At 59.0% G+C, this 14,318-nt stretch carries 14 protein-coding genes and 1 pseudogene; 10 read left to right on the top strand and 5 right to left on the bottom strand.

The window, feature by feature from the left end:
• Window positions 1-57: 57 nt before the first annotated feature.
• Entirely contained in the window at window positions 58-2,337 is a 2,280-nt protein-coding gene (maeB, locus tag CE636_RS08315; protein WP_004201966.1) for an NADP-dependent oxaloacetate-decarboxylating malate dehydrogenase, read from the top strand.
• A gap of 53 nt (window positions 2,338-2,390) precedes the next feature.
• Here maeB and hemF read toward each other — a convergent pair whose 3' ends face one another.
• Together hemF and amiA are read right to left on the bottom strand one after the other, a co-directional pair.
• Window positions 2,391-3,290 (bottom strand): oxygen-dependent coproporphyrinogen oxidase, encoded by a 900-nt coding sequence (gene hemF / locus CE636_RS08310; RefSeq protein ID WP_017900452.1) that lies wholly within the window; start codon window positions 3,288-3,290, stop codon window positions 2,391-2,393.
• The gene (amiA, locus tag CE636_RS08305; RefSeq protein WP_004201984.1) at window positions 3,290-4,162 is read right to left on the bottom strand and encodes an N-acetylmuramoyl-L-alanine amidase AmiA; all 873 of its coding nucleotides are present in this window, start codon (window positions 4,160-4,162) and stop codon (window positions 3,290-3,292) included. Before amiA ends, hemF begins: the two co-directional genes overlap by 1 nt.
• Window positions 4,163-4,373: 211 nt before the next feature.
• Between amiA and CE636_RS08300 the strand changes: the two genes are divergently transcribed.
• From CE636_RS08300 to CE636_RS08285, 4 genes are all read left to right on the top strand, one after another.
• The gene (locus CE636_RS08300; protein WP_002913637.1) at window positions 4,374-4,799 is read left to right on the top strand and encodes a GNAT family acetyltransferase; all 426 of its coding nucleotides are present in this window, start codon (window positions 4,374-4,376) and stop codon (window positions 4,797-4,799) included.
• Window positions 4,786-5,235 (top strand): DUF2919 domain-containing protein, encoded by a 450-nt coding sequence (locus tag CE636_RS08295; RefSeq protein WP_017900453.1) that lies wholly within the window; start codon window positions 4,786-4,788, stop codon window positions 5,233-5,235. The genes CE636_RS08300 and CE636_RS08295 overlap by 14 nt, the downstream gene beginning before the upstream one ends.
• 61 nt (window positions 5,236-5,296) lie before the next feature.
• Window positions 5,297-5,872, top strand: a complete 576-nt coding sequence (locus tag CE636_RS08290; RefSeq protein WP_017900454.1) for an RpoE-regulated lipoprotein — start codon at window positions 5,297-5,299, stop codon at window positions 5,870-5,872.
• Window positions 5,873-5,966: 94 nt separating this feature from the next.
• Window positions 5,967-6,866, top strand: coding sequence for a Dyp-type peroxidase (locus tag CE636_RS08285; RefSeq protein WP_017900455.1), 900 nt, complete (start codon window positions 5,967-5,969; stop codon window positions 6,864-6,866).
• Between the two features lie 161 nt (window positions 6,867-7,027).
• Here the strand turns inward: CE636_RS08285 and CE636_RS08280 are convergent.
• Window positions 7,028-7,371, bottom strand: a pseudogene (locus CE636_RS08280) (endonuclease domain-containing protein).
• A gap of 200 nt (window positions 7,372-7,571) precedes the next feature.
• Between CE636_RS08280 and cysP the strand changes: the two are divergent.
• The 5 genes from cysP to cysM all read left to right on the top strand — a co-directional run bounded on the left by cysP (window position 7,572) and on the right by cysM (window position 12,410).
• Window positions 7,572-8,588, top strand: coding sequence for a thiosulfate/sulfate ABC transporter substrate-binding protein CysP (gene cysP, locus CE636_RS08275; protein WP_017900457.1), 1,017 nt, complete (start codon window positions 7,572-7,574; stop codon window positions 8,586-8,588).
• A complete protein-coding gene (cysT, locus tag CE636_RS08270) occupies window positions 8,588-9,421 on the top strand; it encodes a sulfate/thiosulfate ABC transporter permease CysT (protein WP_002913626.1) in 834 nt (277 codons plus the stop codon). The genes cysP and cysT overlap by 1 nt, the downstream gene beginning before the upstream one ends.
• Window positions 9,421-10,296: a sulfate/thiosulfate ABC transporter permease CysW gene (gene cysW, locus CE636_RS08265; RefSeq protein WP_017900458.1), complete on the top strand. Its 876-nt coding sequence runs from the start codon at window positions 9,421-9,423 to the stop codon at window positions 10,294-10,296. The genes cysT and cysW overlap by 1 nt, the downstream gene beginning before the upstream one ends.
• Window positions 10,286-11,380: a sulfate/thiosulfate ABC transporter ATP-binding protein CysA gene (gene cysA, locus CE636_RS08260; RefSeq protein ID WP_004201991.1), complete on the top strand. Its 1,095-nt coding sequence runs from the start codon at window positions 10,286-10,288 to the stop codon at window positions 11,378-11,380. The genes cysW and cysA overlap by 11 nt, the downstream gene beginning before the upstream one ends.
• A 118-nt stretch (window positions 11,381-11,498) precedes the next feature.
• Window positions 11,499-12,410: a cysteine synthase CysM gene (gene cysM / locus CE636_RS08255; protein ID WP_004201992.1), complete on the top strand. Its 912-nt coding sequence runs from the start codon at window positions 11,499-11,501 to the stop codon at window positions 12,408-12,410.
• On the opposite strand, the gene CE636_RS08250 is transcribed toward cysM, so the two are convergent.
• Together CE636_RS08250 and ptsJ are read right to left on the bottom strand one after the other, a co-directional pair.
• Entirely contained in the window at window positions 12,407-12,802 is a 396-nt protein-coding gene (locus CE636_RS08250; RefSeq protein ID WP_004201993.1) for a YybH family protein, read from the bottom strand. The genes cysM and CE636_RS08250 overlap by 4 nt on opposite strands.
• Window positions 12,803-12,965: 163 nt before the next feature.
• The gene (gene ptsJ / locus CE636_RS08245) at window positions 12,966-14,264 is read right to left on the bottom strand and encodes a transcriptional regulator PtsJ (protein WP_004201994.1); all 1,299 of its coding nucleotides are present in this window, start codon (window positions 14,262-14,264) and stop codon (window positions 12,966-12,968) included.
• Between the last annotated feature and the right edge of the window lie 54 nt (window positions 14,265-14,318).

Raw genomic sequence — 14,318 nt, 5'->3', positions numbered from 1 at the left:
CAGGATGGTCATCACGCTTTTTCCCTACGAACGATACGTGAAAGAAAGGAATATAAAATGGATGAGCAGTTAAAACAGAGCGCCCTCGACTTCCACGAATTTCCGGTTCCCGGAAAAATCCAGGTCTCGCCGACCAAACCTCTCGCCACCCAGCGCGATCTGGCGCTGGCCTACTCGCCGGGCGTCGCGGCCCCCTGTCTGGAAATTGAAAAAGATCCGCTGGCGGCCTACAAATATACCGCCCGCGGCAACCTGGTGGCGGTGGTCTCCAACGGCACCGCGGTGCTGGGACTCGGCAACATCGGCGCGCTGGCCGGCAAGCCGGTGATGGAGGGCAAAGGCGTCCTGTTTAAGAAATTCGCCGGCATCGATGTGTTTGATATCGAAGTCGATGAGCTGGACCCGGATAAATTCATTAACGTCGTCGCCGCCCTCGAGCCGACCTTCGGCGGTATCAACCTCGAAGATATTAAAGCGCCTGAGTGTTTCTACATTGAGCAGCAGCTGCGCGAGCGGATGAATATTCCGGTTTTCCACGACGATCAGCACGGCACGGCGATCATCAGCACCGCGGCGATCCTCAACGGCCTGCGCGTCGTTGAGAAGAATCTGTCCGACGTGCGGATGGTGGTCTCCGGCGCCGGGGCGGCGGCAATTGCCTGCATGAACCTGCTGGTGGCGCTGGGGATGCAAAAGCACAACATCGTGGTCTGCGATTCGAAAGGCGTTATCTATAAGGATCGTGAGCCCAACATGGCGGAAACCAAAGCGGCCTATGCAGTGGAAGACGACGGCAAACGCACCCTCGATGACGTGATCGACGGCGCGGACATTTTCCTCGGCTGCTCCGGTCCGAAAGTGCTGACCCCGGAGATGGTGAAGAAGATGGCGCGCGCGCCGCTGATCCTCGCCCTGGCCAATCCGGAGCCGGAAATTCTGCCGCCGCTGGCGAAGCAGGTCCGCGATGATGCCATCATCTGCACCGGCCGCTCCGACTATCCTAACCAGGTCAACAACGTGCTCTGCTTCCCGTTCATCTTCCGCGGCGCGCTGGACGTCGGCGCGACGGCGATCAACGAAGAGATGAAGCTGGCGGCGGTGCATGCCATTGCCGAGCTGGCCCACGCTGAGCAGAGCGAAGTGGTGGCCTCCGCCTACGGCGATCAGGATTTAAGCTTTGGCCCGGACTACATCATTCCGAAACCGTTCGACCCGCGGCTGATCGTCAAGATCGCCCCCGCGGTGGCGAAGGCGGCGATGGACTCCGGCGTGGCGACGCGCCCGATCGCTGATTTTGACGCCTATATCGAGAAGCTGAGCGAGTTCGTCTATAAGACCAACCTGTTTATGAAGCCTATCTTCTCTCAGGCGCGCAAAGAGCCGAAGCGTGTGGTGCTGGCGGAAGGGGAGGAGACCCGGGTGCTGCACGCCACCCAGGAGCTGGTGTCGCTGGGGCTGGCCAAACCGATTCTGGTGGGCCGCCCAAGCGTGATTGAAATGCGCATCCAGAAGCTGGGCCTGCAGATCAAGGCCGGCGTTGACTTCGAGATCGTCAATAATGAATCCGACCCGCGGTTTAAAGAGTACTGGAGCGAGTACTATCAGCTGATGAAGCGCCGCGGCATTACCCAGGAGCAGGCGCAGCGGGCGGTGATTAGCAACACCACAGTGATTGGCGCCATCATGGTTCACCGTGGCGAAGCGGATGCGATGATCTGCGGGACTATCGGCGAATATCATGACCACTACCGCGTGGTGCAGCCGCTGTTCGGCTATCGCGACGGCGTCAGCACCGCCGGGGCGATGAATGCGCTGCTGCTGCCGAGTGGTAACACTTTTATCGCCGATACCTATGTCAATCACGATCCCTCGCCGGAAGAGCTGGCAGAGATCACCCTGATGGCGGCGGAAAGCGTGCGTCGCTTTGGTATTGAGCCGCGGGTGGCGTTGCTGTCGCACTCCAACTTTGGCTCTGCCGACTGCCCGTCAGCCAGCAAGATGCGTAAAACCCTGGAGCTGGTGAAGGCCCGCGCCCCGGAGCTGATGATCGATGGTGAAATGCATGGCGACGCCGCGCTGGTGGAAAGCATCCGCAACGATCGCATGCCGGACAGCCCGCTGAAAGGGTCGGCCAATATTCTGGTGATGCCGAATATGGAAGCCGCCCGGATCAGCTATAACCTGCTGCGCGTCTCCAGTTCGGAAGGGGTAACCGTCGGGCCGGTGCTGATGGGAGTCGCGAAGCCGGTGCATATTCTGACGCCGATCGCCTCCGTGCGTCGCATCGTGAATATGGTGGCGCTGGCGGTTGTCGAAGCGCAAACCGAACCGCTGTAAACGTCATAAAAAAGCCCCGGTACTCCGGGGCTTTTGGTCTGAATTGGCTTCGTTTAGATCCAAGCTTTCACTTTAATAAACTCGCTCAGCGCCGCTTCGGGGCTGCCGGCCTCCGGCTGGTAATCATATTCCCAGCGTACCAGCGGCGGCATCGACATCAGAATCGATTCCGTCCTACCGCCGGTCTGCAGACCGAACAGGGTGCCGCGGTCCCAGACCAGATTGAACTCGACGTAGCGGCCGCGGCGATAGAGCTGAAAGTGGCGCTCGCGCTCGCCGTACGGCGTGGCTTTCCGGCGTTCGACGATGGGTAAATAGGCGTCAGCATAGCCGTTCCCGACCGCCTGCATAAAGGCGAAGCAGTGGTCAAAATCCGGGGTGTTCAGGTCGTCAAAGAACAGACCGCCGATGCCGCGCTGCTCCTGGCGGTGCTTGAGATAGAAGTACTCATCGCACCATTTTTTATAGCGCGGATAGACTACCTCGCCGAACGGCAGACACAGATCGCGGGCGGTACGATGCCAGTGGACGGCATCCTCTTCAAAGCCATAGTAAGGGGTTAAATCAAAGCCGCCGCCGAACCACCACACCGGGTCGGCGCCGGGCTTCTCGGCAATAAAGAACCGCACGTTGGCGTGGCTGGTGGGCACATAGGGGTTCAGCGGATGAACCACCAGCGAGACGCCCATGGCTTCAAAGCTGCGTCCGGCCAGCTCCGGGCGGTGGGCCGTGGCGGAGGCAGGCATGGCGTCGCCATGGACGTGGGAGAAGTTGACCCCGGCCTGTTCGAACACATTGCCCTCGCGCAGCACCCGGCTGCGTCCGCCGCCGCCGCCTTCCCGCTGCCAGGCGTCTTCAATAAACGGCGCGCCATCTACGGCGCTCAGCTGCTGACAGAGGCTGTCCTGCAGCTGGAGCAGAAAAGTTTTAACCTGCGCGGCATCGGGTTTCATTAACGTCTCTTCGAATGGGCTTTCTGGTTATCGAACCAGTGGAAATAGCTGATAATGCCGTTGGCAATCGCGGTGGCGATTTTCTGCCGGAAGGCGGTGGTGCCGAGCAGTTTCTCCTCGTTCGGGTTAGTAATGAACGAGGTTTCCACCAGCACGGACGGTATGGACGGCGACTTCAGCACCACGAACGCCGCCTGTTCGGTATTGCGGCTGTGTAGCTTATGCACCGGCTTGATCTTTTTGAGGATATGCGAGCCCAGCGTCAGGCTGTTTTTAATGGTGTCGGTCTGCACCAGATCGAACAGCACCTGCTGCAGCAGATGGTCTTTATCCGTCGCTTTCTTACCGGCGACCTCGTCGGCGCGGTTTTCGCGATCGGAGAGGTATTTCGCCATGGCGCTACTCGCCCCGCGGTTTGACAGGGCGAACACTGAGGCGCCGGCGGCGCTCGGGTTGGTGAAGCCGTCGGCGTGGATCGACATAAACAGATCGGCGCCATGCTGATGGGCAATCTCCACGCGGTCATACAGCGGGATAAAGGTATCGCCGGTGCGGGTCAAGCGGGCGTCAATGCCGTTGCTGCGCAAGATGCTGCGCACGTTCTTAGCGATCGCCAGCACCACATGCTTCTCTTTCGAGCCATTATGGCCGATAGCCCCGGTGTCGATGCCGCCGTGGCCCGGGTCGAGCATCACAATGCGGCGGGCGCCGGCCTTTTTGGCGGCGGGTTTGCTGTGTCCATTTGATGTTTTCAGTGGCTGCTCTTTTGCGCTGACCTGTGCAGTGACGCCGCTCAGCGTCATGGCAGCCAGCCCGGCTTTCAGCACCTGACGGCGCGAAGCAAGTATTTTTAAGGGTTTAAAAGTGCTCATTCGGCCTGAATTGTAAACAAGTGATGTCCAATGTTATATCGTATCGCGTTTGCCGTTACGACCATTCAAAATAAGAATTGTTTTACTTTTCATTTCAATACATGACAAAGTCATATTATGCCATTTTTTGTCGCTGATTTCGCCTGATATTGGCTATCAGTCATATTCGCGCCATAATCACTGTTTTTAACCGTCAATGGTGGGGAATACCATGGAGATTCGCGTTTTTCGCCAGCAGGATTTCGAAGAGGTTGTGACGCTGTGGGAGCGTTGCGATCTGCTGCGTCCCTGGAACGATCCGGAGATGGATATTGAGCGCAAGCTGAATCACGATGTCAGCCTGTTCCTGGTGGCGGAAGTGAACGGCGAAGTCGTCGGTACGGTGATGGGCGGATATGACGGCCATCGCGGGTCGGCCTACTATCTGGGGGTCCATCCGGAATATCGCGGCCGGGGTATCGCGAACGCGTTGCTCAACCGGCTCGAGAAAAAGCTGATTGCTCGCGGCTGCCCGAAAATCAATATTATGGTCCGCGAGGACAACGACGTGGTGCAGGGGATGTATGAGCGGCTGGGCTATGAGTACGCCGACGTTCTGACCCTGGGCAAACGCCTGATTGAAGATGAAGAATACTGAGTTTATCCCCGCCGATTTTGATGCCCATGGCCGTCTGCGCCTGCCTTTTCTTTTCTGGTGCGTACTGTTGTTACAGGCCCGCACGTGGGTGCTGTTCTTGATGGCCGGCGCGTCGCGCCAGCAGGGCGACGCGATTCTGAATCTGTTCTATCCCGATCACGACCGCTTCTGGCTCGGTTTACTTCCCGGCGTGCCGGCGGTGCTAGCCTTTCTGCTTAGCGGCTATCGTCAGCGCCTGCCGCGCCTGTGGCGGGCGATGCGCTGGCTGCTGGTGCTATCGCAAGTGCTGCTGTTGCTCTGGCAGCCGATGCTATGGCTGAGCGGCGAATCGCCCTCATCGCTGACCATTGCGCTGCTGGTCGCGGATGGCTATGCCCTGTGGTGGCTGGCAACCAGCCGTCGCCTCGGCGCCTGTTTTCGCCAGACTAGCTTTTAATGGCACTTTTTACCGATCGTGAACTCCAACATGCGTTGAATGACTCAGAAAGGATTGTGAAATGAAATCGCTACGTGTAATGCTCTGCGCGCTTCCGCTGGCGCTCACCGGCTGCTCAACGATGAGCGCGGTCAACTGGTCGGCGGCCTATCCGTGGAACTGGTTTGGTTCTTCCACCGAGGTGACCGAGCAGGGGGTGGGTAAACTGACGGCGTCCACGCCGCTCAACGAACAGGCCATTAGCGATGCCCTGGGGGGCGACTATCGTTTGCGCAGCGGAATGAAGACCGATAAGGGCAATATCGTCCACTACTTTGAAGCGCTGAAAGACAACAGCGTGGCGCTGACCATCAATGGCGACAACGGTGCCATCAGCCGGATTGACGTGCGTGATGCCGAAATCAAAACCGCCAGCGGCGTGAAAATCGGCACACCGTTCAGCGATCTGTACAGCAAAGCCTTCGGCAACTGCCAGAAAGGCAGCAATGACAACGGGGCGGTCGTCGAGTGTCAGGCCGAGGGGAGCCAGCATATCAGTTACGCCTTCACCGGCCACTGGAGCGGCCCGGACGAACTGATGCCCTCCGACGATACGCTGAAAAACTGGAAGGTCAGCAAAATTATCTGGCGTCGCTAAATTGATCTGAAGAGACACGACGGCCCTGAAAAACGGTTACAATGGCGCGTTAGCAACGCGACAGCGTTGTGGTTGCATCATTTCAGGAGGAGCGATGTCTCAGGTTCAGAGCGGCATTTTGCCGGAACATTGCCGCGCGGCGATTTGGATTGAAGCCAATGTCAAAGGGGACGTTAACGCCCTGCGCGAAGCGAGCAAAATTTTTGTCGATAAAGTGGCCACCTTTCAGGCTAAATTCCCTGACGCCAAACTCGGTGCCGTGGTGGCGTTCGGCAATAACGTCTGGCGTCAGCTGAGCGGCGGCGAAGGGGCGGAAGAGTTAAAAGATTTTCCGGTCTACGGCAAAGGGCTGGCGCCGGCCACCCAGTATGACCTGCTGATTCATATTTTATCCGCCCGCCATGAAGTGAACTTCTCGGTAGCGCAGGCCGCGCTGGCCGCCTTTGGCGACGCTATCGAGGTGAAAGAAGAGATCCACGGCTTCCGCTGGGTGGAAGAGCGTGACCTCAGCGGCTTCGTCGACGGCACCGAAAACCCGGCGGGGGAAGAAACCCGTCGTGAAGTGGCGGTCATTAAAGACGGCGTGGATGCGGGCGGCAGCTACGTGTTCGTCCAGCGCTGGGAGCATAATCTCAAACAGCTGAACCGCATGAGCGTGCCGGATCAGGAGATGATGATCGGCCGCACCAAGGAAGCCAATGAAGAGATCGATGGCGACGAACGTCCGGTCACGTCGCACCTGAGCCGCGTTGACTTAAAAGAAGATGGCAAAGGGCTGAAAATTGTTCGCCAGAGCCTGCCGTATGGCACCGCCAGCGGTACCCATGGCCTCTATTTTTGCGCTTACTGCGCGCGTCTGTACAACATCGAGCAGCAGCTGCTGAGCATGTTCGGCGATACCGACGGCAAACGCGATGCGATGCTGCGCTTCACCAAACCGGTGACCGGCGGATATTACTTCGCGCCGTCGCTGGAGCGTATCCAGGCGCTGTAATTTTTCCCCTCACCCTAACCCTCTCCCCAAAGGGGAGAGGGTACGGTAAGGTGCGGCTATGGGATCTGCGTGCGGACTCTCTTTCTCCCTCTCGCTGAGGGAGAGGGAACTGTTCGGTGCGGTTATGGAATCTGCGTGCGGACTCTCTTTCTCCCTCTCCCTCAGGGAGAGGGGCGGGGTGAGGGCATTGGTGGCTCAGGTGCTTCAAGTATCGCCTCCATCACCGCATCTTCATGCTCTTCAAACTCATTATTCCAGAAGCGTAAAACACGCCATCCCTCGCTCTGTTGCCAGCGGGTGCGGCGTCATCGTGTTGGCCGCCGTCCAGTTCAATCGCCAGCCGTATTGCGCAGCAGGCAAAATCGAGAATATAGGGACCAACGGGATGCTGGCGGCGAAACTTATAGCAAGCAAAACGGCGGTTGCGCAGTAAGTACCATAGTCGACGTTCTGTTGGCGTTAAGCTACGTCTGAGCTGACGAGCAAATATCTGTGTGTTTTTCATATAAACACAGTGCGCGCCTGGCTGCCGTTTGTCACAATGACACGTCTAATCTGCGAGCCGCTTTCAGCTAAGCTTTGCCAGGTGCTTATTCCCTTTTCGACTTCCAAATCGCCAAACGGTATATAAAACCGTTACTCCTTTCGTACCCGTTATAAATATGATGATCATCAGTAAATGATCATTTTTGATAAGGGTGCGCAATGGCCGTTAAATCACTGAAAAAAGGATATCTGGCGCTGGCGGCTTCCCTGCTGCTGGTGGCGCAGGCGCAGGCGACGGAGCTGCTGAACAGCTCCTATGATGTCTCCCGCGAGCTGTTTGCCGCCCTTAACCCGCCTTTTGAGCAGCAGTGGGCGAAGGACAATGGTGGAGACAAGCTGACCATCAAGCAGTCGCACGCCGGCTCTTCCAAGCAGGCGCTGGCGATCCTGCAGGGCCTGAAGGCGGACGTGGTGACCTACAACCAGGTGACGGACGTGCAGATCCTGCATGACAAAGGCAACCTGATCCCGGCCGACTGGCAAAGCCGCCTGCCAAACAACAGCTCGCCGTTCTATTCGACGATGGGCTTCCTGGTGCGCAAAGGCAACCCGAAAAACATTCATGACTGGAACGACCTGGTCCGCTCTGACGTTAAGCTGATCTTCCCGAACCCGAAAACCTCGGGCAACGCGCGGTACACCTACCTGGCGGCCTGGGGCGCGGCGGATAAAGCCGACGGTGGCGATAAAGCCAAAACCGAACAGTTTATGACCCAGTTCCTGAAGAACGTCGAAGTCTTCGACACCGGCGGACGCGGGGCGACCACTACCTTCGCCGAGCGCGGCCTGGGCGATGTGCTGATCAGTTTCGAGTCGGAAGTGAACAATATTCGCAAGCAGTATGAGGCGCAGGGATTTGAAGTGGTGATCCCGAAAACCAACATTCTGGCGGAGTTCCCGGTGGCCTGGGTGGATAAAAACGTCAAAGCCAACGGCACGGAAAAGGCGGCGAAAGCCTATCTGAACTGGCTCTACAGCCCGCAGGCGCAGACCATCATTACCGACTACTACTATCGGGTAAACAACCCGAAAGTGATGGATTCGCTGAAGGATAAATTCCCGCAGACCGAACTGTTCCGCGTGGAGGACAAGTTTGGCTCCTGGCCTGAGGTGATGAAAACCCACTTCGCCAGCGGCGGCGAACTGGACAAACTGCTGGCGGCGGGGCGTAAGTAATGTTTGCTGTGTCGTCCAAGCGCGTGCTGCCGGGCTTTACCCTGAGCCTCGGCACCAGCCTGCTGTTTGTCTGTCTGATTCTGTTATTACCGCTCAGCGCGCTGGTGATGCAGCTGGCGCAGATGAGCTGGGCGCAGTACTGGGATGTGATCACCAACCCGCAGGTGGTGGCGGCCTATAAGGTGACGCTGCTGTCGGCGTTCGTGGCCTCGATTTTTAACGGCGTCTTCGGTCTGCTGATGGCGTGGATCCTTACCCGCTATCGTTTTCCGGGCCGCACGCTGCTGGATGCCTTAATGGACCTGCCGTTTGCGCTGCCGACGGCGGTAGCCGGCCTGACCCTGGCCTCGCTGTTTTCGGTAAACGGCATTTACGGGGAATGGCTGGCGAAGTTCGATATTAAAGTGACCTATACCTGGCTCGGTATCGCCGTGGCGATGGCTTTCACCAGCATCCCGTTCGTGGTGCGTACCGTGCAGCCGGTGCTGGAAGAGCTGGGACCGGAATATGAAGAGGCAGCGGAAACGCTGGGCGCCACGCGCTGGCAGAGTTTTCGCAAGGTGGTCCTGCCGGAGCTGTCGCCGGCGCTGCTGGCGGGCATCGCCTTGTCGTTTACCCGCAGCCTCGGCGAATTCGGCGCGGTGATTTTTATCGCCGGCAACATCGCGTGGAAGACGGAAGTGACGTCGCTGATGATCTTTATTCGTCTGCAGGAGTTTGACTATCCGGCGGCGAGCGCCATCGCCTCAGTGATCCTGGCCGCCTCGCTGCTGCTGTTGTTTTCCATCAATACCCTGCAGAGTCGCTTTGGTCGACGCGTGGTAGGTCACTAATGGCGGAAGTTACTCAATTGAAACGCTACGACGCGCCCCGCATCAACTGGGGCAAATGGTTTCTGATTGGCGTCGGGATGCTGGTTTCCGCCTTCATCCTTGTGGTGCCGATGCTCTACATCTTCATCCAGGCCTTCAGCAAAGGGTTAATGCCGGTGCTGGAAAACCTGGCGAACCCGGACATGCTGCACGCCATCTGGCTGACGGTGATGATCGCCTTGATTACCGTGCCGGTGAACCTGGTGTTCGGGACCTTGCTGGCCTGGCTGGTCACGCGCTTTACGTTCCCGGGACGCCAGCTGCTGTTGACGATGCTGGATATCCCGTTCGCCGTCTCGCCAGTGGTCGCGGGTCTGGTTTATCTGCTGTTCTACGGCTCTAACGGTCCGCTGGGCGGCTGGCTTGATGCACATAATCTGCAAATCATGTTCGCCTGGCCGGGCATGGTGCTGGCGACGATCTTTGTCACCTGTCCGTTTGTGGTGCGTGAGCTGGTGCCGTTGATGATGAGTCAGGGCAGCCATGAAGATGAGGCGGCGGTATTGCTGGGGGCTTCCGGATGGCAGATGTTCCGCCGGGTGACGTTGCCCAATATTCGCTGGGCGCTGCTGTACGGCGTGGTGTTGACCAACGCCCGCGCCATCGGCGAATTCGGCGCGGTATCGGTGGTCTCCGGTTCGATCCGCGGAGAAACGCTTTCGCTGCCGCTGCAAATTGAATTACTGGAGCAGGATTACAACACCGTCGGCTCGTTTACCGCCGCGGCCCTGCTGACGTTAATGGCTATTCTGACCCTGTTTTTAAAGAGTATGTTGCAATGGCGTCTGGCCAACCAGGAAAAACGCGCGCAACAGGAGGGAAATCATGAGCATTGAGATTGCCAATATTAAGAAATCGTTTGGTCGCACCCAGGTGCTGAATGATATCTCGCTGGATATCCCTTCCGGACAAATGGTCGCGCTGCTGGGGCCTTCCGGCTCCGGGAAAACTACCCTGCTGCGGATTATCGCCGGGCTGGAGCATCAGACCAGCGGTCATATCCGCTTCCACGGCACCGACGTCAGCCGGATGCACGCCCGCGACCGTAAAGTGGGCTTCGTCTTCCAGCACTATGCGCTGTTCCGCCATATGACGGTGTTCGATAACATCGCTTTTGGCCTGACCGTGCTGCCGCGCCGTGAACGACCCAATGCGGCGGCGATTAAAGCCAAAGTGACCAAACTGCTGGAGATGGTGCAGCTGGCTCACCTGGCGGATCGCTATCCGGCGCAGCTGTCCGGTGGTCAGAAGCAGCGCGTGGCGCTGGCGCGCGCCCTGGCGGTAGAGCCGCAAATTCTGCTGCTGGATGAACCTTTCGGCGCGCTGGATGCGCAGGTGCGTAAAGAGCTGCGCCGCTGGCTGCGTCAGCTGCATGAAGAGCTAAAATTTACCAGCGTGTTCGTCACCCACGATCAGGAAGAGGCGATGGAAGTTGCCGACCGGGTGGTGGTGATGAGCCAGGGCAACATCGAACAAGCCGATGCGCCTGAACGCGTGTGGCGTGAGCCGTCCACCCGCTTCGTGCTGGAGTTCATGGGGGAAGTGAATCGTCTGCAGGGGGTTATCCGCGGCGGACAGTTCCACGTTGGCGCCCACCGCTGGCCGTTAGGCTATACCCCGGCATACCAGGGGCCGGTGGATCTGTTCCTGCGTCCGTGGGAAGTGGACATCAGCCGCCGAACCAGCCTGGATTCGCCGCTGCCGGTGCAGGTCCTGGAGGCCAGTCCGAAAGGACACTACACCCAATTAGTCGTCCAGCCTCTGGGGTGGTATGACGAACCGCTGAGCGTGGTGTTAACGGGCGATGAGGCGCCGTCCCGCGGCGAACGGCTGTTCGTCGGGCTGCAAAATGCGCGCCTGTACAACGGTACCGAGCGTATCGAGCCGCGCGGCGAGCTTGCTCTGGCGCAGTCGGCCTGATAGCTTAAATCCATGTGCTTTTGCCGGGTGAGGCTGTGCTTACCCGGTCTGAAATTATCACGCGTCTGGTAGGCCGGGTAAGCGAAGCGCCGCCCGGCTTTTTTATTGAGTAAACATCGTGAATACACTCGAACACACCATCGGCAATACCCCTCTGGTCAAACTTCAGCGTCTCGGACCGGACAACGGCAGCGAAATCTGGGTCAAACTCGAAGGCAATAATCCGGCCGGTTCGGTGAAAGATCGCGCTGCGCTGTCGATGATCGTCGAAGCGGAAAAGCGCGGCGAAATTCAGCCCGGCGACGTGCTGATCGAAGCGACCAGCGGCAACACCGGTATCGCGCTGGCGATGATCGCCGCGCTGAAAGGCTACCGGATGAAGCTGCTGATGCCCGACAACATGAGCCAGGAGCGCCGGGCCGCGATGCGCGCCTACGGCGCCGAGCTGATCCTGGTCACCAAAGAGCAGGGGATGGAGGGGGCTCGCGACCTGGCCCTCGAGATGGCTCAGCGCGGGGAGGGCAAACTGCTCGATCAGTTTAACAACCCGGACAACCCCTACGCCCACTACACCACCACCGGGCCGGAAATCTGGCAGCAGACCGCAGGGCGTATCACCCACTTTGTCTCCAGTATGGGGACCACCGGCACCATTACCGGCGTGTCACGATTTCTGCGCGAACAGAGTAAACCGGTGACCATCGTCGGCCTGCAGCCGGAGGAGGGCAGCAGTATTCCCGGGATCCGCCGCTGGCCGGCAGAGTATATGCCGGGGATCTTTAACGCTTCGCTGGTGGATGCGGTGCTGGATATTCATCAGCAGGATGCCGAGAACACCATGCGTCAGCTGGCGGTGCGGGAAGGCATTTTCTGCGGCGTCAGCTCTGGCGGCGCGGTAGCCGGGGCGTTACGTATCGCCCGCGAAAATCCAGGCGCGGTGGTGGTGGCGATCGTCTGCGATCGCGGCGATCGCTACCTCTCCACCGGCGTGTTCGGCGAGGAACACTTTAGCCAGGGAGCGGGTATTTAATCATCGAGCAGGTCGGTGCCGTAGGAGTTATCGACCGTGCACAACCAGCGCTCCCCCTGCTTCTGAAAGACATAGGTTGCGCGTCGCGTAACCTGTGTTATCCCCTGTGCCGTCGGGATATCCAGCCGGGTCTCCATTATCACCAGCGCATTGCCGCCGCCCTCAATGACCTCCATTTTCCCCTGGGTCACTATCAGCCGGTGCTGGAAATAGTCGGCAATGGCGATAAACGCTTTGCGGATATTCTCTTTCCCTCTGACCACCATGCCCGGTTTGACGACCAGCGCGGCGTCTTCCGCGTAATAGCCCATCAGGGTATCGTAATCTTCCTGCGAGATAGCGCGGTCGCAGGCTTCGATGACTGCTTTTAGGGTCAGGTCAATGTGATGCATCTCTGGTGCTCCTTATTGTGAGCGATGTGTCCGCCACCGTGAGCGTTTCATCCGTTTCGACGATCCGGGCATGCAGGTAAGACTACGCCTGTTTTCGTTTATTTTTACAGTAACTTGTCGGCAGTAGCTACCACTCCCCGATGCGTTCGACGCACTGCCTGCGTCAGGGAGCGTCTAAGACCTGGGCTATATCGGCCGCCAGGCGGGCAATCTCATCGTCATTCAGGCGGCCCAGCGACAGGCGTAGCCCGTGGGAGGGCGTACGAATGCCAAACACCTCCCCCTCGCGGACCAGCCAGCCGGCGCGGGCCAGGCGTAAGGCGTAGGGCTGGCTCGCCGTTGGCAGCGGCAGCCAGAAATTAAGGCCGTCGCCAGGCGTAGCATGGCTGTAGCCGTGACGGGCTAGCGCTGCCGCCAGTTTCTCATTCTGCTGGCGATAGTGACGGCGGGTCTCCGTCATCGAGGCGATAAATGCCTCATCGGTGAGACAGGCCAGCGTCAGATACTGCAGCAGATGACTGACCCACTGGCTGCCGGCGTTAAGCCGCAGGCGCAGCGCCGAGGAGGTGTCGATATCGCTGGCGATAAAGGCCAGCCGCAGGTCTGGCCCGAGGGTTTTTGACATCGAACGCACCACCGCCCAGCGCTGGGTGCTCGCGGGCAGAGGAGAAAACCAGGGCGTAGCCGACAGCAGGGCAAAATGGTCATCGACGATCGCCAGCACCTGCGGATAACGGACCAGCACCTCCCGCAGGGCATGCGCCCGGGTTTCCGTCAGGCTACAGCCGGTAGGATTGTGCGCGCGCGGGGTTAAGATCACCGCCCGCGCGCCGTTGCGTAACGCCTCCTCCAGCCCGACAGGATCCATCCCCTCGGCATCCACCGCCACCGGGCAGGGGGTAAAGCCAGCGTAACGCACCATATTGATGCTGCTAAGAAAACAGGGATCTTCAACCACCACGCCGTCGCCGGGGAGCAGCAAGGCGCACAGCAGACGCTCCAGCGCGTCAATCGCCCCGCTGGCGAGGTTCAGGGCAAAGGGAACGGTTATCTCCCCGGAAAACCATGCCTCAGCCCATTCGCCAAGCCGCGGCTCGATGGGGGCATCGCCATACAGGTGGGGCGTGCGGGCAATTTGGCCCAGATAGCGTGCTAAATCAGGCAGCCTGGCGGGGTCCGGATTGCCGCTGGAGAGATCGTTCAGCGGCGTCGTGGGGTCACCGCCCTCCAGCGCCGGCAGCGGATCCCGTGCTTTGATGGCCGTGCCGTTTCGTCCCTGGCTCACGGCCAGACCAGATGTCACCAGCCGTTTATAGGCGGCGGCGACGGTATTGCGATTCACCGCCAGCTGGCTGGCGAGCTCGCGTACCGGCGGCAGAACTTCTCCGGGCTGCAAGCCACCGCTCTGCACCAGATGGCGGATATGATCGAAGATATCGCTGGCGGTTTTTCCGGCAAACATTATTGACCTATGACAAAATGAAATTTAGCATAGGACGAATCATAATCAGAGCGT

Source organism: Klebsiella sp. LY (genome assembly GCF_004010915.1).
Taxonomy (GTDB): domain Bacteria; phylum Pseudomonadota; class Gammaproteobacteria; order Enterobacterales; family Enterobacteriaceae; genus Klebsiella; species Klebsiella quasipneumoniae.
Note: the sequence above shows the minus strand (reverse complement) of the source record. Positions and strands in the feature narration are given on the sequence as shown.

Coding starts and splice junctions, on each gene's coding strand:
- cysW (WP_017900458.1), top strand. CDS start 9,421: ATGGCGGAAGTTACTCAATTGAAACGCTACGACGCGCCCCGCATCAAC.
- hemF (WP_017900452.1), bottom strand. CDS start 3,290: ATGAAACCCGATGCCGCGCAGGTTAAAACTTTTCTGCTCCAGCTGCAG.
- CE636_RS08295 (WP_017900453.1), top strand. CDS start 4,786: ATGAAGAATACTGAGTTTATCCCCGCCGATTTTGATGCCCATGGCCGT.
- cysA (WP_004201991.1), top strand. CDS start 10,286: ATGAGCATTGAGATTGCCAATATTAAGAAATCGTTTGGTCGCACCCAG.
- maeB (WP_004201966.1), top strand. CDS start 58: ATGGATGAGCAGTTAAAACAGAGCGCCCTCGACTTCCACGAATTTCCG.
- cysP (WP_017900457.1), top strand. CDS start 7,572: ATGGCCGTTAAATCACTGAAAAAAGGATATCTGGCGCTGGCGGCTTCC.
- amiA (WP_004201984.1), bottom strand. CDS start 4,162: ATGAGCACTTTTAAACCCTTAAAAATACTTGCTTCGCGCCGTCAGGTG.
- CE636_RS08290 (WP_017900454.1), top strand. CDS start 5,297: ATGAAATCGCTACGTGTAATGCTCTGCGCGCTTCCGCTGGCGCTCACC.
- CE636_RS08285 (WP_017900455.1), top strand. CDS start 5,967: ATGTCTCAGGTTCAGAGCGGCATTTTGCCGGAACATTGCCGCGCGGCG.
- CE636_RS08250 (WP_004201993.1), bottom strand. CDS start 12,802: ATGCATCACATTGACCTGACCCTAAAAGCAGTCATCGAAGCCTGCGAC.
- ptsJ (WP_004201994.1), bottom strand. CDS start 14,264: ATGTTTGCCGGAAAAACCGCCAGCGATATCTTCGATCATATCCGCCAT.
- cysT (WP_002913626.1), top strand. CDS start 8,588: ATGTTTGCTGTGTCGTCCAAGCGCGTGCTGCCGGGCTTTACCCTGAGC.
- CE636_RS08300 (WP_002913637.1), top strand. CDS start 4,374: ATGGAGATTCGCGTTTTTCGCCAGCAGGATTTCGAAGAGGTTGTGACG.